The organism is Pseudomonas sp. NPDC087598, from assembly GCF_044743525.1.
GTDB lineage: Bacteria > Pseudomonadota > Gammaproteobacteria > Pseudomonadales > Pseudomonadaceae > Aquipseudomonas.
Genome location: NZ_JBIUWQ010000002.1, coordinates 23,841 through 45,653 on the forward strand (window position 1 = coordinate 23,841; position 21,813 = coordinate 45,653).

Sequence of the window (21,813 nt, forward strand, 5' to 3'; positions counted from 1 at the left end):
AGCACGAAGTTTTTCGAAAGTCCCGTTTCGTTACGCAACTTTTACGGTGGTCATATGAGTGCTGTTTTTCGATTGGCGGTAGTTGAAGACCTGCCGGCATTGCTGGCATTGGAAATGCAATGTTTTACAACTGACCGGCTTACCAGCCGCAGTTTCCAGTGGATGATCACCAAGGCGCACGCACAGTTGCTGGTCGCCGAACGGGATGGTCAATTGCTCGGTTACGCGTTGGTGTTGTTCCATCGCGGCACTTCACTGGCGCGGCTGTATTCCATCGCCATCGCTGCCCAGGCGCGTGGCACGGGGCTGGGCAAGCAACTGCTGCAGCGCATGGAAACCTGCGCACTCGAACATGATTGCGCCTATCTGCGTCTGGAAGTGCGTACCGACAACCCCGCCGCTATTGCTCTGTACGAACGCAACGGCTACCGGCGCTTCGCGCTGATTCATGATTACTACGAAGACCACGCCGATGCATTGCGTCTGGAGAAACGCATTCTCCAGCACCGGGATTCGCGCAGTATCAAGGTGCCCTACTACCGGCAAACCACTGACTTCACCTGTGGTCCGGCGTGTCTGTTGATGGCCATGGGCGCGCTGCAGCCTTTGCGTTTACTGGAGCGCCGCGAAGAACTGCAAATCTGGCGCGAAGCGACCACCGTGTTCATGACCTCCGGCCATGGCGGATGCAGTCCGCAGGGATTGGCACTCGCGGCATGGCGGCGGGGTTTTCGCGTGCGTCTGCAACTGAGTCTGACGGGGCCGTTGTTTCTCGATGGTGTACGCGATGAGCATAAAAAAGACGTCATGCGCCTAGTGCATGAAGAGTTCACCGAACAACTGGACCAGAGCGACGTCGAGCGTGTGATCGGTGCGCCGCTGGATCTGCCGCGATTACTGGATGAGGGTGGACAACCGCTGGTGTTGATCAGCAGCTATCGCCTGACCCGATCGAAGTCTCCGCATTGGGTGGTAGTGACGGATTGCGATGCAGATTTTGTTTATCTGCATGATCCCGACGTTGATCACAGCCAGCATCGGCAAGCCATGGACTGCCAGCATGTGCCGGTCAGTCATGGCGAGTTTGAGAAAATGTGCCGGTTTGGGCGTGGGAAGCTGAGGGCTGCGGTGGTTTTGTACGCCCGCAATGAGTAGGTCAGGCATTAGTGCTTTTGTGGCGAGGGAGCTTGCTCCCGCTGGGTTGCGCAGCAGCCCCAAGGAAACTTGTGAGCGCTGCGCACTCAAGCGGGAGCAAGCTCCCTCGCCACAGGTTGTGTGTGTGAATTACAAATTTACTTCAGGCCAATCTTGTACAGCGAGCCATTGTCCTCATCTGTCAGCACGTACAGATAACCATCCGGTCCCTGCCGTACATCGCGAATGCGCTGTTTCAACTCGCCGAGCAAGCGCTCCTCATGCACGACTTTGTCGCCATCGAACTGCAAGCGAATCAACTCCTGACTCACCAGCGCCCCGATAAACACGTTTTGCTGCCATGCTGGGAAGCGGTCGGCATCGTAGAACGCCATACCGGTCACGCCAGGGGATTTTTCCCAGACATGATGCGGATCAACCGCGCCTTCAACACTTTTGCCTTTGGCTTCCGGGATCGGTTGCAGCGAATAGTTAATGCCATGGGTCGCCAACGGCCAGCCGTAGTTTTTCCCCCGCTCAATGATGTTTACCTCATCGCCGCCACGCGGGCCGTGTTCGTTTTCCCAAATCGTGCCGTTCCACGGATTGAGCGCCGCACCCTGCGGGTTGCGAATGCCGTAAGCCCAGATCTCCGGACGCACGCCGGATTGCCCTACGAACGGGTTGTCGTCCGGGACTTTGCCGTCTGCAAAGATCCGCACGATCTTGCCTTGCAGCTTGTCGAGATCCTGCGCGGTGGGCCGATCGTTGTTTTCACCCAGGGTGATGAACAGATAACCGTCACGATCAAACACCAGCCTCGAACCGAAATGGTTGCCGGTCGACAGCTTCGGTTCCTGACGGAAGATCACTTTGAAATCCTTCAGGGTTTTCAGGTCATCCGACAGATATCCGCGCCCTACCGCCGTCCCGGCCTTGTCGCCCGCACCGCCACCTTCGGCGTATGACAGATAAACCAGCCGGTCCTGTTTGAACTCCGGCGACAGCACGACATCGAGCAAACCGCCCTGCCCCTTGGCCCAGACCTTCGGCACGCCACTGATCGGCGCCGAGAGCTTGCCGTCCGCACCGACCACACGCAAATTGCCCGGTCGTTCGGTCACCAGCATGCCCTGGCGATCCGGCAGAAAAGCCAGCGCCCATGGATGTTCAAGACCTTGGGTGATCGTGGTGACTTCAAGGGTGCCCTGCTCGCTTTGCAGCTCTTTGGGGGCGGCGGCGAATACCGGCGCACTGATCAGAGCGCCGGCGCACAGGCTGGCTAGAAGAGTTTTACGCAACATGCACGATTCCTTTTGCTGGTTTCAAAGCTGGCAGCACCGCAGTACCGCCGTTCAACGGGTGTCAGTGCTTCGTGACGGTGGGTTGGGAATGAAGGTGGGCGGTGTACTCGGCACCGAACGAATGGGCTGGCCATTGCCAATACCGCGATTTTCGACGGTGGGCTGACGCGGCGTCGGCACGGTGTTCGGCCCGCGAATGGGCGGAGCGCTGGGCTGGGTGCCCTGCATGCTGTTGGGATTGGCCCGGTGAATCGGACTGTTGTAAGGGTTGTTGCTGTTGCCGGTCGGACTTTGCGCAAGCACAACGTCCGCATGAACCAGGCCGCCACTGAGTGTCAGGACGGCGATGCCAAGCATGAATCGGTTCATGGGGGTGCCTCTCGATGTGCAGGGAGTAGAGCCTTCGAGTCCACGCTACGCCCTGGGTTCGGATTTGTTAACCCGTGCCGCTTAAACAACATGTAACACGGCTTGACCAAGTCGTCTGAAACCGGCGCATTCACTGGAAACTTTCGCGCCGGCGCACAGGTCACCTGAACATCACGCGGAGAACTCACCATGGCTCGGGCAATCTGGAAAGGCGCGATCAGTTTCGGACTGGTACACATCCCTGTCGCGCTGGTTTCAGCGACGTCGTCGCAAGGCGTGGACTTCGACTGGCTCGACAGCCGCAGCATGGACCCGGTGGGCTACAAACGGGTCAACAAGGTCACCGGCAAGGAAGTCACCAAGGAAAATATCGTCAAGGGCGTGGCTTACGAAAAGGGGCGCTACGTGGTGCTCAGCGAAGAGGAAATTCGCTCGGCGCACCCGGTATCGACGCAGACCATCGACATCTTCTCCTTCGTCGACGCCGAGCAAATCCCGTTGCAGAACATCGACACGCCCTACTACCTCGCCCCGGACAAACGCGGCGGCAAGGTTTACGCGTTGCTGCGCGAAACCCTGAGCAAGACCAATAAAGTCGCCCTCGCCCGGGTCGTCCTGCACACGCGGCAATATTTGGCGGCATTGATGCCGCTGGAGTCGGCGCTGGTGCTGGTCAAGCTGCGCTGGCCGCAGGAAGTTCGTGGCCTCGATCAGTTGGAACTGGGCAGCGAAGTGACCAAACCACAGTTGGCCAAGGGCGAACTGGACATGGCCAAACGGCTGGTTGAGGACATGAGCGGCGACTGGAGTCCTGATGATTACAAGGACGAGTTCGAAGACAAGATCATGGCGCTGGTGGAGAAAAAGGCCCATGAAGGCAAGATCGAGGATGTCGAGTCGGTGGGGGGTGAGGAAGAGCGCAAGTCAGCCGATGTCATCGATTTGACCGAGCTGCTTAAACGCAGTCTGGGTGGCAAGGCACCCGCCAAGTCCAAGGCTAAAGCGACGACTAAAGCGGCACCGGCGAAGAAGACCAAGAAAGCGTCCTGAGCATGACAACTGAAGGATTGTCAGGCAACTGACAGGTTGCTTTTGCGACAGTCATCGCTGGCAAGCCAGCTCCCACAGTGGTCGGTGTGATGCGCACACCTCCAACCCTGTGGGAGCTGGCTCACAGCAATATTCAGATCAGAATGAAGATCGCCAACAAGCTACCGAAGATCGCCCACTTTTCCATGTAGTAGCGCTTGCGATTACGCTTTTTCAGCTGTTTACCACGCAAGCGGATCTTGTAGATCCGGGTAAACAAGCGGTTGATCCCACCCGTACGGTCACCGGCATCATTCGGCGCGCCGGCGGCGGACATCACGGTGCGGCTGAACCAGCCATTGAATGCAGCTGCCCAGCGGTACTTCATCGGCCGCTCAATGTCACAGAACAGGATGATGCGGTTCTTGTCCGTGGTGTTTTCTGCGTAATGGATGAAGGTTTCATCGAACATCACCGCTTCACCGTCACGCCAGTGATAGTTCTCGCCGTCGACATTGATGTAGCAACCGGCATCGTTCGGCGTTTCCAGGCCTAGGTGATAGCGGTAGGAACCGGCATACGGGTCGCGGTGACGCACCAGTTTCGAGCCGGGTGGCAGCTCGGCGAACATCGCGGCCTTGATCGAACCGATGCTCTGCACCAGTTCAGTGGTGCGCGGGCACAGCTTCATCGCCGACGGATGGCTCTCGCCGTACCACTTGAGGTAGAAACGCTTCCAGCCGCTCTTGAAGAAAGAGTTGAAGCCGACATCGTCGTACTGGTTCGAGCGTTTGATCTCACCGGCACGCAGCAAATTCTGACCTTCTTCGCGAATCTCCTGCCAATGTGCCTGCAACGGGCTGAGATCAGGAAACTCTGCTGGATTCAGATACGGCGTATTCGGCTTCTTCGAAAACAGGTAGAGGAAGCAGTTGATCGGTGCCAGAAAGGTCGAATGGTCGCTCAACTGTCGACCCAGTTTGTGGCGCACACGGCCACGCAAGTGAACGTATGCAATGGAAATGACATAAATAGCAGCAATGATGAGTTTCACGGAAATCGTCACACGTCAGAAGTGAACAAACTGCGCGCATGGTGGCCTGAAGCCCAGCGTCTGATGCAGTGGTCTGAGTACAAATGGCACGTCCTTGAGCCCGCGCCATCGTAGGGCGCTGGGTGAATGGATGGCATTTTAGCCACAGTTTGTAACCGATAGTGAACCTTCATCTGTGAAAATCTGTCCCGCGATTGCGCCAATCGGCGTTCACAGCGTCATCGCGCTATCGTTTAAAGAGCCAGACCAGTACAATCGCCGCCAAACTTTACGCGCCCCCCTTGGTTGATGACGGGAACTCCCCGCTTCAGCGCACTTTGACTCGGGCCCAGCGCTGCAGCCGCACCCTCGCTTTTTAAGAATGCTTCGCAGGAAAAACTCTTGATTTCTACAGCTAACATCACGATGCAGTTCGGCGCCAAGCCGCTCTTCGAAAACGTTTCGGTCAAATTCGGCGCGGGCAACCGTTACGGCCTGATCGGCGCCAACGGTTGCGGCAAGTCGACCTTCATGAAAATCCTCGGCGGCGACCTCGACCCGTCCGCCGGCCAGGTCATGCTCGAGCCGAACGTGCGCCTGGGTAAATTGCGCCAGGATCAGTTCGCCTACGAAGAATTCACCGTGATCGACACCGTGATCATGGGTCACGAAGAGCTGTGGAAGGTCAAGGCTGAACGCGACCGCATCTACTCGCTGCCGGAAATGAGCGAAGAAGACGGCATGGCCGTGGCCGAACTGGAAACCGAGTTCGCCGAAATGGACGGCTACACCGCCGAATCCCGCGCCGGTGAGCTGTTGCTGGGTCTGGGTATCGGCATCGAGCAACACTTCGGCCCGATGAGCGAAGTCTCGCCAGGCTGGAAACTCCGTGTGTTGCTGGCGCAGGCACTGTTCTCCGATCCGGAAGTGCTGTTGCTCGACGAACCGACCAACCACCTGGACATCAACACCATTCGCTGGCTGGAAAACGTCCTGACCCAGCGTAACAGCCTGATGATCATCATCTCCCACGACCGTCACTTCCTGAACAGCGTGTGCACGCACATGGCTGACCTGGATTACGGCGAGCTGCGTCTGTTCCCGGGCAACTACGACGAGTACATGACCGTGGCGACCCAGTCCCGCGAGCAACTGCTGTCGGACAACGCCAAGAAGAAAGCGCAGATTTCCGAGCTGCAATCGTTCGTCAGCCGCTTCTCGGCCAACGCCTCGAAAGCCAAGCAGGCCACTTCCCGTGCCAAGGCGATCGACAAGATCCAGTTGGCCGAGGTCAAGCCTTCGAGCCGCGTGAGCCCGTTCATCCGCTTCGATCAGAACAAGAAGCTGCACCGCCAGGCGGTCATGGTCGAAAAAATGGCCAAAGGTTTCGATGGCAAGACGCTGTTCAAGGACTTCAGCTTCCAGGTTGAAGCCGGCGAGCGCGTGGCGATCATCGGCCCGAACGGTATCGGTAAAACCACCCTGCTGCGTACTCTGGTCAACGAGCTGACGCCGGACGCCGGTAGCATCAAGTGGACCGACGCCGCGGAACTGGGCTACTACGCTCAGGACCACGCGCACGATTTCGAAGACGACGTCACGCTGTTCGACTGGATGGGTCAGTGGACTCAGGGCGAACAGATGATTCGCGGTACTTTGGGGCGCATGCTGTTCTCCAACGACGAGATCCTCAAGTCGGTCAAAGTGATTTCCGGTGGTGAACAAGGTCGCATGCTGTTCGGCAAGCTGATCCTGCAGAAGCCGAACGTGCTGATCATGGACGAACCGACCAACCACTTGGACATGGAATCGATCGAGGCGCTGAACCTGGCGCTGGAAAACTACCCGGGCACGCTGATTTTCGTCAGCCACGACCGTGAGTTCGTATCGTCCCTGGCCACGCGCATCATCGAGCTGAGCCCGAATGGCGTGACCGACTTCAGCGGCACCTACGACGACTACCTGCGTAGCCAAGGTGTAGTGTTTTAAAAGCAGCTATTAGTTTTTAGCTGCAAGCTGCAAGCAAAAGCCCTGTCCATGTGACGGGGCTTTTTGTATTCAAGAGATGAAGGAGTGGTGGTGCGGATAACTTCGCGAGCAGGCTCGCTCCCACAGGGGAACGCATTTCAAAATGTGGGAGCGAGCCTGCTCGCGAAGGGCCATCAGCAGCGATACCAATCCTCAGGAAAATAGTTAGCCTGCTTTCTTTTATCTGACACCCACGCCATGATGCGAGCTCTCCTACCGCCGCCCGCGAACGAGTTCTCATGTCTGCGCAGCAACAGCCACCGCAAAGCTCCATGGCGATCACCCTGCAGATCGTCTCCATCGTTTTTTATACCTTTATTGCCTTCCTCTGCATCGGCCTGCCGATCGCGGTATTGCCCGGCTACGTGCATGAGCAACTGGGTTTCAGCGCGATCATCGCCGGGCTGGTGATCGGTTCGCAGTATCTGGCCACGCTGCTCAGCCGACCGATGGCCGGGCGCATGTCGGACACCATCGGCACCAAACGGGCGATTGTTTATGGCTTGCTGGGGATTGTGCTCAGCGGTGTATTGACGCTGATTTCAACGCTGTTGCAAAGCTTCCCGCTGACCAGCCTGCTGATTCTGATCGCCGGGCGTTTGCTGCTTGGTATCGCTCAGGGCCTGATCGGTGTCGGCACCATCAGTTGGTGCATGGGTCAGGTCGGCGCTGAACACACGGCGCGCTCCATCGGCTGGAACGGCATTGCCTCGTATGGCGCGATTGCGATTGGGGCGCCACTGGGCGTGGTGATGGTCGCCGATTATGGTTTTGCCAGTCTGGGGATTGCGCTGACGGCATTGGCGGCGATCGCGCTGGTGCTGATCCGTAACAAACCGTCAGTGCCGGTGGTGCGCGGTGAACGCCTGCCGTTCTGGGCAGTGTTTGGCCGGATCGCACCGTTTGGCGCCAGTCTGAGCCTGGCGTCGATCGGTTACGGCACGCTGACCACGTTCATCACCCTGTATTACCTCAATCGCGGATGGAGCGGCGCGGCGTATTGCCTGACGGTGTTCGGCGTGTGCTTCATCCTTTCGCGCCTGATGTTCATTTCGGCGATTGCGCGATTCGGCGGCTTCACTTCGGCGATTGCCTGCATGACCATCGAAACCGTCGGGCTGACGCTGTTGTGGCTGGCGCCCTCTACCGCGTATGCGCTGATCGGTGCGGGGCTGGCCGGGTTTGGATTGTCGCTGGTATATCCGGCGCTGGGCGTCGAAGCGATCAAGCAAGTGCCCAACTCCAGCCGTGGTGCGGGGTTGAGCGCTTACGCCGTGTTCTTCGATCTGGCGCTGGCGGTAGCCGGGCCGTTGATGGGCGCGGTGGCGTTGAACCTGGGGTATTCGTGGATTTTCTTTTGCGCGGCATTGCTGTCGGTGACCGGGCTGGGATTGACCTTGCTGCTCAAGCGCCGGGCCAAGACCTGAGGCCTGGCGAAATCCTTGTAGGAGTGAGCCTGCTCGCGATAGCGCAGTATCAGTGTAGGAAATGTCGACTGGTACTCCGCTATCGCGAGCAGGCTCACTCCTACAGTGGATTAACGGTGTTTGTGGGATCGGGTTATTGATCGGCAGTTTGCATCCCCGCCCGCGTCGGTTTGCCCAGTGCATGCGCAAAGAACCGCCCGGCTTCGGAAATCAGGTTGCGATGGATGTCTTCGCGATCCACACCATCGGCGTCGGTGCACAGCGCCGGCATGGCGAGGATCTGCTCTTCAGTGCACGGCGCCATGAACACGAAGTGCCCTGCCCCGGCGAGTAACTTGAAGTCCGGTGCGGTCGGCAGTTTGCGCGCCAGTGCGGCAGCGTTTTTGTCGAACGCGACGAGTTTGTCGCCGTCGCCGCTATAGAGCAGCACCGGCACATGCACATCGGCCAGAGTATGACGGCCGAATTTCAGGCTCAACGGCGCCATCAACAACAACGCGTGTACGCGCGGATCGGCGACCGGTTGCAGATCATCTCGATCAACAATCAACTCGCCTTTGGTATTGCAGGCGTCACGGTCGTCCGGACGCTCCTGGCAATAGCGGCGCAGGCGATCCAGATCCGGTTGCGCGCCCGACAGAATCAGCGCCGTCTCGCCGCCTGCCGAATAGCCGATCACGCCCACCTGATCAGCATTGACGAACGGCGCCAGCATGCGGTCGCCAAGGGTCGCGGTAATCGCTTCGGAAATCTGGATCGGTCGGCCGTAGAGATTGCTCAGGGTGCCGAGGCGGCTGTGATCCTTGGAGTTGTCGCCGGGGTGAATCACCGCCACCACGACAAAACCTTTGCGGGCCAGCGAAGTGGCGAGATCGTGCAGCGCCAGGGGCGTGCCGGTGTTGCCATGCGACAGCATCAGCATCGGAAAGCGGCCCATGGCGACTTTGGTGTCTTCACCGGCTGCGACCGAATAGCCTTCGAGCAGGCTCATGTGCTCGCGGTCGCTGGAGGGATAGAACGCGATGGCGCGCATCGGTTGCAGATCCAGCGGATCGAGGAAGGTCATCTCGTGATAACCGACGCTCCAGACAGGGTGCAGCCCCGGCGCAGCTTGCACTGAATTCAGGCTGCCGAGCAGGCAAATCAGTAACGTTGCACAAAGACGCATCATGGGATGCCCCACCCTGTTGTTACTCAATCGAAAGATCCGTTGCGTTGTCAGGCCGGAACGCCGGGGATTCGGCGGTCCGTTACGACACTGCACTCAGACGCTGATCGTTTGACTGCATAACCCGGGCCAGATTATGTAACAGTCAGAAACAAAAAACTCCGTATTCGGCCCTTGCAGAACCAGAATACAGAGTTTTTTGGGTATTACCTGAACCTCAGCTGTTCTTTACGCAAGCCTTACGCAGCGGCGAACAGTTGCTCGCTGATTTTAGCTTGAGCCGCGGTCATGGCGTTGTTGCGCACTTCATCACCATACGCCAGGCCTTCGGCACGGACGATTTCGATGTCGGTGATGCCGAGGAAGCCCAGAACCAGCTTCAGGTATTCTTCGTGGGCGATGCCGCTGGCCTGCCCGGCATGGATACCGCCGGAGGTGGAAACAATCACCACTTTCTTGCCACCGCACAGGCCTTCAGGGCCGGCTTCGGTGTAACGGAAGGTCTGACCGGCAACGGCCACACGGTCGATCCACGCCTTGAGTTGGGTCGGTACAGTGAAGTTGTACATCGGCGCAGCAATCACTACGGCGTCAGCCGCGATGAACTCGGCCAGGGTCGAAGCGCTCAGCTCGGCTTCGTGCTGTTGCGCGGCGTTGCGCAGTTCAGCGGTGGTGCCGGCAGCGACCAGGGTAGTCGAGGAGAAGTGGCTGATGGCGTCGGCGGCCAGATCGCGGTAAGTCACCACGGCGCCCGGCTCAGCGGCTTGCCATGCTTTGACGACTTGGCTGCTCAACTGACGGGAAGCCGAGTTGTCGCCCAGAATGCTCGAATCGATATGCAGCAGTTTCATGTGGAATCTCCTGGAATGAATCGCCGGTGGCGACGGAATGGAGAGAATCCTACGCAAGAAACCAATGGATGATTAGACGGCGACAATGCGATAGTTTGTCCCACTGATAGAACAGTTGGAATTCCTGATGCAAGACCTCAACGATCTCTACTACTTCGCCAAAGTCGTCGAGGCTGGCGGCTTTGCGGCCGCCGGCCGATTGCTGGGCATTCCCAAGTCACGGCTGTCGCGGCGCATCGCCGAACTGGAAGAGCGTCTCGGCGCCCGCCTGCTGCAACGCACCACCCGCCAACTCAACCTCACGGCCGTGGGTGAGCGTTATCTGCGTCATTGCCAGGCCATGTTGCTCGAAGCGGAAATGGCCGACGAAGCCGTCGCCAGTATGTCCACCGAGCCACGCGGTCGCCTGCGCGTGTCGTGCCCGACCGGGCTGGCCCGCGAAATGCTGCCGTGGGTGATCAGCGATTTCCTCGGCAAATTCCCCCAGGTGCAATTGGAAGTCGTGCTGCTCAACCGTCGGGTGGATCTGGTTGCAGAAGGTTTCGATGTTGCCTTGCGTGTGCGGGAACTGGGCGACGAAGATCCGTTACTGGTCACCCGCCGTTTGCGTCAGGCGCAAATGGTCGTGGTGGCCAGCCCGACGTTTATGCAAGGGCAAGCGATCAATCATCCGCAAGACCTGAAAAACCTGCCGGTGCTGGGGGCGCTGGAGGCCGATCGCATGGTGCATGTGCGCCTGCTTGATCAGCAGGGCCACAGCTTCGAACTGAACATGGAAGCGCGTCTGGGCATCGACGATTTCGTAGTGCGCAAGACCTGCGTCCTCGCCGGTCAGGGTTTTACCCTGTTGCCGATGATGTATTGCGAAGCGGAGCTGGAAAGCGGCGCACTGGTGCAGTTGCTCCCCGAATGGTCGCTGCCCGGCGGCTGGCTGCAAGCGGTGTATCCGCATCGGCGTGGCGTGATGCCTGCCGTGCGTGCGTGGATCGATCACTTGGTCGAATCGTTCAATGCCTGTGGGGAGCGGTTGTTATGAAGAAGGGAAAGATGAGCGAAGCGGACGTTGCTGCGTTCTGCCTGGCGTTGCCGGGTGCGCGGGAAGACTACAAATGGGGTGGCGTGCGGGTATTTTCGATTGCTGGCAACAAGATGTTTGCCTTGCAGGGTTTGCGCGGTGACTCGCTGGCGTTCAAGGTCGACAAGGATCTGTTTCTCGGTCATTGCGACCGCCCGGGCATCCATCCTGCGCCGTATCTGGCCCGGGCACAGTGGATCATCATGCACCCGCCCTACCCGCTGGGCGCCGAGGAATTGCAGGGATTGCTGCAGCGCTCGCATCAGTTGGTGGTGAGCAAGTTGCCGAAGAAAACTCAGGTGGGATTACTGCTCTAACCCCAATCCCCTGTGGGAGCGAGCCTGCTCGCGAAAGCGGACTTTCATTCAACGATGATGTTGTCTGACACGGCCTCTTCGCAAGCAGGCTCGCTCCCACATTGATTCTTTGCAGCGCTTTAGAACAGGTTCAGCAGGTTCAAGCGGAGGAACAGTTGGTCGATCCAGAACACCTGGTGCAACAAAACGATGACCCAGAACAAAATCTGAAACGACACCTTGCGCGTCTTGTGCCGGAATACTTGCTGAGCAATCAACGCGCCCGGCCAGCCGCCCGCCAGTTCCACGGCATGGAGGATGTTTTCCGGCGTGCGCCAGGCATCCGCCCGGGCCTTGCGTTTGTCTGCCCAGTACAGAAAAAACGCCAACACGCTGACGATTCCATACGCCGCCAACGGCACCAGTGATATCCCGCGCAGCCACATCGACAGCGAGCCGAACAACGGCAAGGCGCAGACGATCATCAGCACCAGCAGTTTCAATTTCAGATACTGAATAGGGCCGCCCGACGGGCGACCTTCCGGGCGGCGTGCGCGTGAATCACTCATGGTTTTGCCGCTGCCCAGTCCACCCAGCCGAACTGCCACGTCGCCAGAATGAACAGACCAAAGATGATCCTATACCAGGCGAAAGCTGCGTAACTGTGGCTGGCGATAAACTTGAGCAACCCGCGCACCGCGATCATCGCGAAGATGAACGCGGTGACGAAGCCAATGGCGAACACCGGAAAGTCCGCCGGGACAAACAAATGGCGGTACTTGTAGCCCGAGTACACCGCAGCACCGACCATGGTCGGCATGGCGAGGAAGAACGAGAACTCGGTGGCGGTCTTGCGCGACAGGCCGAAGAGCAAGCCACCAATGATCGTCGAGCCGGAACGCGAGGTCCCCGGGATCATCGCCAGACACTGGGCGAATCCGACCTTCAATGCGTCTTTCCAGGTGATCTCGTCGACCGTTTCGGCGTGCACTTCATGCTGACGCTGTTCAGCCCACAACATGATGATCCCGCCTACAACCAAAGCCGTCGCAACGGTAATCGGGTTGAACAGGTATTCATGGATCAGGTCGGCAAAGATCACACCCAGCACGACGGCGGGCAAAAACGCGATCAGCAGGTTGGCGGTGAAACGCCGTGCGCTTGGCTGTGTTGGCAAACTAACCACCACATCGAGAATCTTGCGGCGGAATTCCCAGACCACCGCGAGGATCGCGCCGAGCTGGATGATGATGTTGAACGCCATGGCCCGTTCGCCGCCGAAATTCAGCAAGTCGGCGACAATGATCTGGTGTCCGGTACTGGAAATGGGCAAAAACTCCGTCAGCCCTTCTACAACTCCTAGTATCAGTGCCTGCAAGGCGGTCCAAAGATCCATCAATCCCCCAAAGAGCGATGCACACGGGCATGCTCCGATAGTATTTTTTTACGTTCACTGCGATCAGCGTAGCTGGTTTTGCTGTACCGATTCCGCGCGCACAGGATCCACACGGAAGGGTCAAAATTCCGTGAAATATCAACTTGGATTCAGGTTTTCACGCGCGGGGCCGAAATCCTAACAGACAAGCCTTAATAGCGCTGCCGCGTTATACGACTTGGGTCGCGTATGCCCGCTCACAAAATCGTGGTTGGATGCTGGCGGTCGTTTATTACAAGAAAAAGAATCCGGAGTGACAGCGTTATGAACAGCTTGCGCAGTGTGTCGATCAGCCGACGCTTGTGGCTCATTTTGGTGGTGGCGGTGGTCATGTTGCTGACCTTGGGCGTGCTGATGCTCCAGCAGATCCACGATGACCTGTATCGCGCCAAGGCCCAGAAAACCCAGCATGTGGTGCAGACCGCCAGCGGTTTGCTGACCTATTACCACGACCTGGAAACCGCCGGCACCCTGACCAAGGAGGCTGCGCAGAAGCAGGCGCTCACCGCCATCCGTGGTCTGCGTTATGACCAGAGCGACTATTTCTGGATCAACGACCTTACCCCCGTGATGATCATGCACCCGACCAATCCCAAACTCGAAGGCCAGAATCTCTCGGCGATTCGCGACCCGGATGGTTTCGCGGTGTTCAACGAAATGGTGGCGATTGCCCGGTCCAAGGGCGCCGGCATGGTCGATTACCGTTGGCCGAAACCCGGCGCCAGTGAGCCGGTGGCCAAGACTTCATACGTCAAACTGTTCGAGCCTTGGGGCTGGGTGCTCGGTTCCGGCGTGTATGTGGACGATGTGCAGGTCGAATTCCAGGGCCAGGTGATCAAGGCCACGGTCATTGGCCTGGCCATCGCCGTGATCATGGCATTGCTGGTGATCCTGATTGCACGCAGCATCGTCCGTCCGTTGCAGGAAACCGTGAACGCCATGGCCAACATCGCCAGCGGCGAAAGCGACCTGACCCGCAGCCTCGATACCCATGGCAAGGATGAAGTGACTGAGCTGGCTCATCACTTCAACGCCTTTACCGCCAAACTGCGCCGGGTGATCGGCGACTTGCAGATCTCGGCCAGCGCGCTGGGCCAGTCGTCCAGCGAACTCGGCAACGATGCGTCGCAGGCCCAGCAGCGCAGCCAGCAGCAATCGCAGCAGATGGAACTGGTGGCCACCGCGATCAACGAGGTGACCTACGGTGTGCAGGACGTGGCGAAAAACGCCGAGCATGCAGCCGCCGAAATGCGTGATGCCGAGGCGCAAGCGCAACAGGGCCAGATCAACATTGACGGCAGCCTGCAGCAGATCGACAAGCTGTCCGGCACCATCGATCAAGCGGTAGAGGTGATTCGCACATTGGCCGCCGAAAGCACGCAGATCGGCAGCGTGCTGGAAGTGATTCGCTCGATTGCCGAGCAGACCAATCTTCTGGCACTGAACGCGGCCATCGAAGCGGCCCGGGCCGGTGAACAGGGTCGTGGATTTGCCGTCGTGGCGGATGAAGTGCGCTTGCTCGCGCAGCGTACGCAGAAGTCGACGGCAGAAATCCAGTCGATGATCGAGCGTCTGCAAAATCACTCCGAGGCCGCGGTCAAGGTGATTGGTGACAGCAGCAAGGCTTCGCAACTGACCATCGAGCAAGCCGGACTGGCCGGCGCCAGCCTGAACGCCATCGGCCAGGCGCTGCGCAACCTCAATGGCCTGAATGCGTCGATTGCCAGCGCCACGTTGCAGCAGGCGCATGTGGTCGAGGACATCAATCAGAACGTGACCCAGGCCGCCGGTCTGTCGCACAGCACGGCCATCGCAGCCGAGCAGTCGAGTGCAGCCAGTGTGCGACTCGGCCAGTTGAGCGAACAACTCAACGGCCTGCTGCGCCAGTTCCGCGTCTAGCACCGCCCCACCATAAGAGTGAGCCTGCTTGCGATGGCTTTGTGTCAGCCAATATCTACCGTGCTGACATACCGCCATCGCTGGCAAGCCAGCTCCCACAGAGATTTGTGTAATGCCCAAGATGGGTGGGCATCGCACAAATCCTTGTGGGAGCTGGCTTGCCAGCGATGAGGTCGGAATATTCAACACCATTGTTGACTGTGCCGAAGCTATCGCGAGCAGGCTCACTCCTACAGGTTTTCTGGGTACAATCCGCCCCCTCCTCAACTCCCCCCAAGGAACCCACATGTCCGGGCTTGAACTGTTTGCCGCCGCCCTCGGTGTGATCGCCGTCTGGCTGACGGTCAAACAGAATCCGTGGTGCTGGCCGATCGGCCTGGTCATGGTGTTGCTCTATAGCTGGGTGTTCTTTGAAGTGAAGCTGTATTCGGACATGTTGCTGCAAGTGGTCTATGCCGCGCTGCAAGTCTATGGCTGGTGGCAATGGACGCGCGCCGGGACGATGCACGACGGACGTCAGGTCACGCGTCTGGACACTCGCTCGATCTTGTTGGGGCTGAGCGTCGGCGCCATAGGCAGCGTGTTGCTTGGCGCCGCCATGGCGCATTGGACTGACGCCGCGCAACCGTGGCTGGACGCGGCGCTGACCGGTTTCAGTCTGGTGGCGCAGTTGTGGATGGCGCAGAAACGCCTGCAATGCTGGGCGCTGTGGTTCGTCCTCGATGTGATTTTCGTCGGTCTGTTCCTTTATAAGGGCCTGTACCTCACCGCAGCGCTGTACGCCTTGTTCACGCTGATTGCGATTCAAGGCTGGCGCGAATGGCGCGCCGATCCGGCGTTGCGCACATGAAAGTAGTCGTTCTGACGGGCCCCGAGTCCTCCGGCAAGAGTTGGCTGGCCGCCGGCTTGCAGCAACGGTTCGGCGGGTTGCGGGTCGACGAGTACGTGCGCTGGTTTATCGAGCAGAACCCTCGCGACACCTGTCTGGCCGATATTCCCGAGATCGCTCGTGGGCAACTGCGTTGGGAAGATCAGGCGCGGGCGCAACGTCCGCCGCTGCTGATTCTCGACACCCACTTGCTTAGCAACATGCTCTGGAGTCAGACGCTGTTCGGCGATTGCCCAACGTGGCTTGAGCCGGAGTTGCTGGCGCGGCATTACGACCTGCACCTTCTAATGTCTCCCGAGCAGATCGACTGGACCGATGACGGCCAGCGCTGCCAGCCGGATCTGGATCAGCGCCTGGCGTTTTATCAGGCTACGCGCGAATGGCTGGAACGCCATGACCAGCCCTTCAAGATCATTCAAGGCAATTGGGCTGAACGCCAGGCGCGAGCCTTCGCAGCGGTAGAAGCACTGCTCGGGCAATAACCGGTCTTTGTGGGTCTGCTGACCCGGTTTTGGGGGCAAAGTGTCCGTTCCTGAAACACCTCCCCGCGTGCAAAGGGCCAGTTTCAGCGGATTGATCGCTTTGCCCCTGCCGTTGTTACGCTGCTGAAACACTGCGCCGCAAACCCTTGTCCCAGAGCATTGTTCAGCAAAAAGACAGGTCAGCGTCGCAGTGTCTGTTTCATCGCTGAAACAGCTTGTGTATCAAGTACGCGCTCTCTCCGCATAACTCATTGAAAATTCTAAACAATTAAAAAGCGGCACAGCTTTCGCTCTCTCCTTCACAACGCTGACAAGGGCAGCCCACTGAAGAAGGAATTGCAGCCGTGGGGAACTTCAATAAAAACCTGACCTGCCTCCTGCTGATCGGATCAGCAGCCAGTGCATTCATCAGTTTCAACGTTCAGGCCGAAGGCAATGGCGTGATCGTCCTCAACCGCGACGTCCAGCCGATCCCTATCGGTCGCAGCGGTGGCAAAGACCCCTACCCGACCACTGTCAACGCCAATCCTTCGGCACGCATCGATCAAGCGATGACCAGCACCGAACTGAATGACGGTGACTTTGCCAGTGTAGCCAGTGGCTCTTCGATTCGCGGCACCATGTCGACAACCGTCGGTGGCCTGCCGGGCACCAATGTTCTGACCAACCCCAACGGTCTGCCCGGCATGAGTGGCGGTCATGGCGGCGGCAACGGCAGTTCGATCTCCAACACCATCAATCGGTCGCTCAGTACCGGCCTTGCCCCGCTGACCCGCATGGCTGGAGGCCAATAAGATGAATCGCACCCTCCTTCTGCTTGCCCTCCTCGGCTGCACCACCGCCATGGCCGACCCCAGTTCAGTGGACAACGCCAACATTCAGAACACCGGCGTCCAGTATCGCGGCAACTACAACGTCAACCAGGCCGCCGGCGACCAGATGCAACAGACCAACGCCAAGGCGATTGCCATTGGCACCTCGGCCAGCGCCACCACCGTCGTCCGCCAGCACATCGACACACCGGGCAATCCGTCGACGAATGCCAGCGCAACCATTGGCGGCAACTCATTCAGTAATGGCAACGGGATCCTCGGTGTGAACCAGGGCGCCGGGGCCAACAACCAGATGGCCAACGTCACGCGCGTCAGCATCAGTGCTGCCCCGCAAAGCGTTGACGACAGCGCCCTGTCGCAACAGAACGTGGCGCTTTTACCGAGCTCAGGAGCAACTGGCACCTCACCCGGCAGTCGCCAGGTCACGACAAGTGATCAGGCCTTCACCGGCAGCCGAGGGGTAATCCAGGTGAACCAGAGTGCCGGGGTGGGGAACCGTATGGCTAACACCCTGAGCATCCGGGTCGCAGACTGACCCAAATAAAAAGCAGTGCAATTAGAAAGTACCAACACTTAACCAACTAATAAGCACGGAGTAACACCATGAAAACTCAAATGGCTCTGAAACCACTGGTTTTCGCTCTTGCAGCAGTAATGGCAATGGCGGCTCAAGCGGGCGGCAATGATCATGGTAACAATGGCGGCCACGGTCACCAGCCTCCTCCACCTAAAGGCCCAAGTCTTGAGGAACTCCTGCAAATTGGCGCTGGCGCCGGTGCTGCAGTGCTCGACGTGCAAAGCAGCGGCGGCAACGCCGTACTCAACCAGGGCACTCAAAACAACGCCAACATCAATGGCTCGCTCAATGGTGCCAACGGCAACATCGGTGCGAACAACACCGCAGGCGACGGCAACCAACAAGACAACGCCGCCGCACTGGCGACTGCTGACGAAAGCTTCATCTTCGGTACTGCGGTTGCTGCCTCCAGTGCAACTCAAGTTAACGCCAACAACGCTGTAGGCAACTACTCCAGCACTGCCAATGCCAGCATGAACAACGTCGGCAACAGTGGCTCCGGCAACATCGGCGTGAACAACAGCGCCGGCGACTTCAACCAACAGAAAAACAACCTCGCAATCGCCGTGTCCGGTGGTCGTGTAGCGCAGGCTGCTGCCGCTGCCAACCAAAGCTCCTCAGGTCTCTCTGTGGCCAACAACGGCACTCAAACCTACAAAAAAGATACCCTCACTGGCACTGTTGCCGCCGTCGGCGTGTTCGGCGCCGTTGGCGAAGCTACCATCAAAGATGACGATCACGGTCACAGCGGTGGCGGTTATGGCAACGACAGCAAAGGCCATGGCGGCAGCGGCGGTAGCAAAGATCAGAAAGCTACCTTCGAAGCCGTGGGTGTCTTCGGCCTGGCTGGCGTAACCACTCAACAAGTGATGACTCCAGACGGCTGGAAAAACCCAGTCACCAACAATGCCAACATGACCAACGTGGGCAACAACTGGTCTGGCAACGGTGGCTTCAACAACGCCGCTGGTGTTGGCAACCAACAAAGCAACTCGCTGTCCATCGCCGCAGGTTGCAAAGCCTGCATGTAATCGCGATCGAAACGAAAGCCCCGGAAACGGGGCTTTTCCTCAGTCCGCAAAGGCGTATCGATCATGCGTAAGACTGCCCTTTTCGCTCTGCTTTGCCTGTCCGGCCTGACTCAGGCTGCCCAGATGCCCGTCGCGGCCCTCCCCGGCGGCGTACTCGTCTACAAAAACGTGCAAAGCATTCGTGAGCGCAAGTTTGCCGACATTGTCGAACAGAAAACCGATTTCAGCTGCGGCGCTGCCGCACTGGCCACGGTGTTACGCCAAGGCTATTGGCTCGACGTCGATGAGGAGCACATCATCAAAGGCATGCTGGTCAACGCTGACCAGGACCTTGTTCGCACTCAGGGTTTTTCCATGCTCGACATGAAGCGCTACATAGAAAGCATCGGCATGCGCGCCAGAGGCTACAAGATTCCGCCGGAAAAACTCGACGCTGTAACAATCCCGGTGGTGGTACTGATGGAAATTCGCGGCTACAAGCATTTCGTGGTGTTGCAGCGTGCGGACAAGAATTGGGTTTACATCGGAGACCCGGTACTCGGCCACAAACGCTACGCCCATGATGACTTTGTCAAAGGTTGGAACGGCATTGTCTTCGCCATCGTCGGCCCCGGTTATGACAAAACCAATGCATTGCGCAGCCCGCCGACACCGCTGACGGCCAAGAACAAGCTGGATAACTTCAACCCTGTCAGAGATGCTGAGTTGATGGACTTCGGGTTCATACAGAGCGACTTCTTTTAATCGCCGATTATAAAGAATGGGGCTGGATGTCCCGGGAGCAGCAGATGAAAACCTCATACTGGCTGGCCGCCGCCTGCCTGGCAGCGAGCGCGTCAGGCTATGCCAATGCAGGATTCAAGCCTATAGAAATACAGGACCAGGAATTGTCCGAGCTACGTGGTCGTTATGTCATGCCGGGGCGGATTATCAGCTTCGGCATTGTCATGAGCAGTACCTGGCGCAACGCCAGCGGTGATCTGATCGGGGCTGCGACCTCGATGCAGCTTCAAGCAGCGACAATCAAACCAGAATTCTATGTGCAAACCATCAAGGAAACCGGCAACGGTAACGCCCTCGCGGCGGGCACAGGCACGATCACGGGTGGTGCGGGCCTCAACAGCAGCCAGGGCGTGACACAAAGCGTACGCGCCGCCGGCGACACCAATACTGCCACCAACAATGTGGCGATCAACGTCAAGGAAGCCAACCAGGCGCCAGCACTGCTGCCTCAACAAGGTCAGGCCCTGATGGCTGGCCAGACAATCGGCGCCAGCAACGCCGCCGGCAGCGTCGCGGTTTCGGCCACCGGCAGTGGCGTGCAAATGGCCATTCAGGCCTCAGGCAATCAAGGCACGGCCCTGCAACAAGTGGCCCAAGGTGGCTTGCTGCAGAACACCCGTTTGCTCGGCAGTGCCAACGTGGTCAATAACATGACCCAACTCAACGTTGTGTTGAACAATAACGGCATGAGCGCCGGCGCACTGGACTGCAACCTGACTCAACTCAGGGCACTACGCAATATTGGATATTGAACTACGCTGAGTCTCGATCATTGGGCTTAAAGGGACGGCTTATTCATGTATCGATCAGTATCACTGCGTGCCGCTGTATGTCTTAGTACGCTTCTACCGGCCGCGATGCTGCAAGCAGCACCCGACGCTGATGTGGAAACCCTGAAACAGGAACTTCTGGAGCTGAAGCAACGATACGAAGTACAACAAAAAGCCCTGGCGGTACTCGAACAGCGAGTCCGCCAGGTCGAAGATCAACCCGCCGCACCGCAACCCAAACGTCTGGCCAAGTCGCCAGCCGACCTCAAAGGCAATCCAAAAGTGGCTACCGGTACCGGGGCCGCAGCAGCGTCGGGGGGCGCAGCGGGAGGCAGTGGAGCATCTTATGGCCAGTCACTGGCCGACGATTCGCAACCGGCGCAGAGCGTATCCAACCTGTATGACGAGGCCAGCGGCTTCTTCGGCGGGGGCAAATTCAGCTTTGAAACCGGCATCACCTATTCGCGTTATGACACTCGCCAGTTGATTCTCAACGGCTTTCTGGCGCTGGACTCGATCTTCCTCGGCAATATCAACCTTGACCGGATCAAGGCGGATACCTGGACGCTTGATCTCACTGGTCGATACAACTTCGACAATCGCTGGCAGTTCGACCTGAACGTGCCGGTGGTCTACCGTGATTCGACCTATCAGTCCGGCGGCGGCAACGGCGGTGCGTCCAACGTCACCACCGAGCAGGACGTGACCCGCGACCCAACCATCGGCGACGTCAACTTCGGCATCGCCTACAAGTTCCTCGACGAATCGGCTAACACACCGGACGCCGTGGTCACCTTGCGGGTCAAGGCGCCAACCGGCAAGGACCCGTTCGGCATCAAATTGCGCCAGACCGATGCCAACTCCAACCTGTTCGTGCCTGACACCCTGCCGACCGGCAACGGCGTCTGGTCGGTCACACCCGGCATCTCGCTGGTCAAGACGTTCGACCCGGCGGTGTTGTTCGGCAGTCTGTCCTACACCCACAACCTGGAAGAGTCGTTCGACGACATCAGCTCGACCGTCAACCAGAAAACCCCGGGCAAGGTACAAATTGGCGACAGCTTCCAGATCGGTGCCGGTATCGCGTTTGCACTGAACGAGAAGATGAGTATGTCGTTCTCGATGTCTGACCTGGTACAGCGCAAGAGCAAGCTGAAACAGGATGGCGGGGATTGGCAATCGGTGGTGTCCAGCGACGCCAACGCCGGTTACTTCAACGTCGGTATGACCATTGCGGCCACCGACAACCTGACCATCGTACCCAACCTGTCCATCGGCCTTACGGATGATGCCCCGGACTTTTCCTTCAGCCTGAAATTCCCGTACTACTTCTAAAGCAAAAACAAAGATCGCAGCCTGCGCCAACTCCTACAGGTTTCAAATGTAGGAGCTGGCGCAGA

22 protein-coding genes are annotated in these 21,813 nt (G+C 58.5%); 15 read left to right on the forward strand and 7 right to left on the reverse strand.

What is annotated here, in order from left to right; all coding sequences use genetic code 11:
* Positions 1 to 54 precede the first annotated feature (54 nt).
* Positions 55 to 1,155: a ribosomal protein S18-alanine N-acetyltransferase gene (gene rimI, locus ACIOWE_RS01630; RefSeq protein ID WP_401386546.1), complete on the forward strand. Its 1,101-nt coding sequence runs from the start codon at positions 55 to 57 to the stop codon at positions 1,153 to 1,155.
* Between the two features lie 137 nt (positions 1,156 to 1,292).
* Here rimI and ACIOWE_RS01635 read toward each other — a convergent pair whose 3' ends face one another.
* Positions 1,293 to 2,438: a PQQ-dependent sugar dehydrogenase gene (locus ACIOWE_RS01635; protein ID WP_401386549.1), complete on the reverse strand. Its 1,146-nt coding sequence runs from the start codon at positions 2,436 to 2,438 to the stop codon at positions 1,293 to 1,295.
* A gap of 51 nt (positions 2,439 to 2,489) precedes the next feature.
* Positions 2,490 to 2,807, reverse strand: a complete 318-nt coding sequence (locus ACIOWE_RS01640) for a hypothetical protein (RefSeq protein WP_401386552.1) — start codon at positions 2,805 to 2,807, stop codon at positions 2,490 to 2,492.
* Between the two features lie 189 nt (positions 2,808 to 2,996).
* On the opposite strand from ACIOWE_RS01640, the gene ACIOWE_RS01645 reads away from it, so the two are divergent.
* The gene (locus tag ACIOWE_RS01645) at positions 2,997 to 3,857 is read left to right on the forward strand and encodes a Ku protein (protein ID WP_401386555.1); all 861 of its coding nucleotides are present in this window, start codon (positions 2,997 to 2,999) and stop codon (positions 3,855 to 3,857) included.
* A gap of 133 nt (positions 3,858 to 3,990) precedes the next feature.
* Here the strand turns inward: ACIOWE_RS01645 and lpxO are convergent, their stop codons facing one another.
* Positions 3,991 to 4,890, reverse strand: a complete 900-nt coding sequence (gene lpxO / locus ACIOWE_RS01650) for a lipid A hydroxylase LpxO (RefSeq protein ID WP_401386558.1) — start codon at positions 4,888 to 4,890, stop codon at positions 3,991 to 3,993.
* 381 nt (positions 4,891 to 5,271) lie between these two features.
* On the opposite strand from lpxO, the gene ACIOWE_RS01655 reads away from it, so the two are divergent.
* The gene (locus tag ACIOWE_RS01655) at positions 5,272 to 6,858 is read left to right on the forward strand and encodes an ABC-F family ATPase (RefSeq protein WP_201238225.1); all 1,587 of its coding nucleotides are present in this window, start codon (positions 5,272 to 5,274) and stop codon (positions 6,856 to 6,858) included.
* Between the two features lie 278 nt (positions 6,859 to 7,136).
* Positions 7,137 to 8,324 (forward strand): MFS transporter, encoded by a 1,188-nt coding sequence (locus ACIOWE_RS01660; protein WP_401386561.1) that lies wholly within the window; start codon positions 7,137 to 7,139, stop codon positions 8,322 to 8,324.
* A gap of 133 nt (positions 8,325 to 8,457) precedes the next feature.
* On the opposite strand, the gene ACIOWE_RS01665 is transcribed toward ACIOWE_RS01660, so the two are convergent.
* Both ACIOWE_RS01665 and ACIOWE_RS01670 read right to left on the reverse strand, forming a co-directional pair.
* Positions 8,458 to 9,495, reverse strand: a complete 1,038-nt coding sequence (locus tag ACIOWE_RS01665) for a dienelactone hydrolase (RefSeq protein WP_201238227.1) — start codon at positions 9,493 to 9,495, stop codon at positions 8,458 to 8,460.
* Between the two features lie 236 nt (positions 9,496 to 9,731).
* Entirely contained in the window at positions 9,732 to 10,343 is a 612-nt protein-coding gene (locus ACIOWE_RS01670) for an FMN-dependent NADH-azoreductase (protein ID WP_201238228.1), read from the reverse strand.
* Between the two features lie 127 nt (positions 10,344 to 10,470).
* Here ACIOWE_RS01670 and ACIOWE_RS01675 point away from each other — a divergent pair, with 127 nt between their 5' ends.
* Both ACIOWE_RS01675 and ACIOWE_RS01680 read left to right on the forward strand, forming a co-directional pair.
* Positions 10,471 to 11,379, forward strand: coding sequence for a LysR substrate-binding domain-containing protein (locus tag ACIOWE_RS01675; protein WP_401386565.1), 909 nt, complete (start codon positions 10,471 to 10,473; stop codon positions 11,377 to 11,379).
* Positions 11,376 to 11,735 carry an MmcQ/YjbR family DNA-binding protein gene (locus ACIOWE_RS01680; RefSeq protein ID WP_103302080.1) on the forward strand — a complete coding sequence of 120 codons (360 nt, stop codon included), beginning with the start codon at positions 11,376 to 11,378 and terminating at the stop codon, positions 11,733 to 11,735. The genes ACIOWE_RS01675 and ACIOWE_RS01680 overlap by 4 nt, the downstream gene beginning before the upstream one ends.
* A gap of 119 nt (positions 11,736 to 11,854) precedes the next feature.
* Here the strand turns inward: ACIOWE_RS01680 and ACIOWE_RS01685 are convergent, their stop codons facing one another.
* Positions 11,855 to 12,283, reverse strand: coding sequence for a DUF1294 domain-containing protein (locus ACIOWE_RS01685; RefSeq protein ID WP_401386568.1), 429 nt, complete (start codon positions 12,281 to 12,283; stop codon positions 11,855 to 11,857).
* Positions 12,280 to 13,110, reverse strand: a complete 831-nt coding sequence (locus ACIOWE_RS01690) for an undecaprenyl-diphosphate phosphatase (protein ID WP_401386571.1) — start codon at positions 13,108 to 13,110, stop codon at positions 12,280 to 12,282. Before ACIOWE_RS01690 ends, ACIOWE_RS01685 begins: the two co-directional genes overlap by 4 nt.
* A gap of 303 nt (positions 13,111 to 13,413) precedes the next feature.
* On the opposite strand from ACIOWE_RS01690, the gene ACIOWE_RS01695 reads away from it, so the two are divergent.
* From ACIOWE_RS01695 to ACIOWE_RS01735, 9 genes are all read left to right on the forward strand, one after another.
* Complete coding sequence (locus ACIOWE_RS01695) at positions 13,414 to 15,048, forward strand: methyl-accepting chemotaxis protein (protein WP_401386574.1); 1,635 nt, start codon at positions 13,414 to 13,416, stop codon at positions 15,046 to 15,048.
* Positions 15,049 to 15,334: 286 nt separating this feature from the next.
* Positions 15,335 to 15,898, forward strand: a complete 564-nt coding sequence (gene pnuC / locus ACIOWE_RS01700; protein ID WP_401386577.1) for a nicotinamide riboside transporter PnuC — start codon at positions 15,335 to 15,337, stop codon at positions 15,896 to 15,898.
* Positions 15,895 to 16,419 (forward strand): AAA family ATPase, encoded by a 525-nt coding sequence (locus ACIOWE_RS01705; protein ID WP_401386580.1) that lies wholly within the window; start codon positions 15,895 to 15,897, stop codon positions 16,417 to 16,419. The genes pnuC and ACIOWE_RS01705 overlap by 4 nt, the downstream gene beginning before the upstream one ends.
* A gap of 344 nt (positions 16,420 to 16,763) precedes the next feature.
* A complete protein-coding gene (locus ACIOWE_RS01710) occupies positions 16,764 to 17,213 on the forward strand; it encodes a hypothetical protein (RefSeq protein ID WP_201238236.1) in 450 nt (149 codons plus the stop codon).
* Position 17,214: 1 nt separating this feature from the next.
* Entirely contained in the window at positions 17,215 to 17,787 is a 573-nt protein-coding gene (locus tag ACIOWE_RS01715; protein ID WP_401386583.1) for an adhesin, read from the forward strand.
* Positions 17,788 to 17,855: 68 nt separating this feature from the next.
* Complete coding sequence (locus ACIOWE_RS01720; RefSeq protein ID WP_401386586.1) at positions 17,856 to 18,860, forward strand: heme utilization protein; 1,005 nt, start codon at positions 17,856 to 17,858, stop codon at positions 18,858 to 18,860.
* A gap of 63 nt (positions 18,861 to 18,923) precedes the next feature.
* Positions 18,924 to 19,604: a C39 family peptidase gene (locus tag ACIOWE_RS01725; protein WP_401386589.1), complete on the forward strand. Its 681-nt coding sequence runs from the start codon at positions 18,924 to 18,926 to the stop codon at positions 19,602 to 19,604.
* 44 nt (positions 19,605 to 19,648) lie between these two features.
* Positions 19,649 to 20,395 (forward strand): hypothetical protein, encoded by a 747-nt coding sequence (locus ACIOWE_RS01730; RefSeq protein WP_401386592.1) that lies wholly within the window; start codon positions 19,649 to 19,651, stop codon positions 20,393 to 20,395.
* Positions 20,396 to 20,440: 45 nt separating this feature from the next.
* Positions 20,441 to 21,748, forward strand: coding sequence for a hypothetical protein (locus tag ACIOWE_RS01735; protein ID WP_201238241.1), 1,308 nt, complete (start codon positions 20,441 to 20,443; stop codon positions 21,746 to 21,748).
* Positions 21,749 to 21,813: the final 65 nt, after the last annotated feature.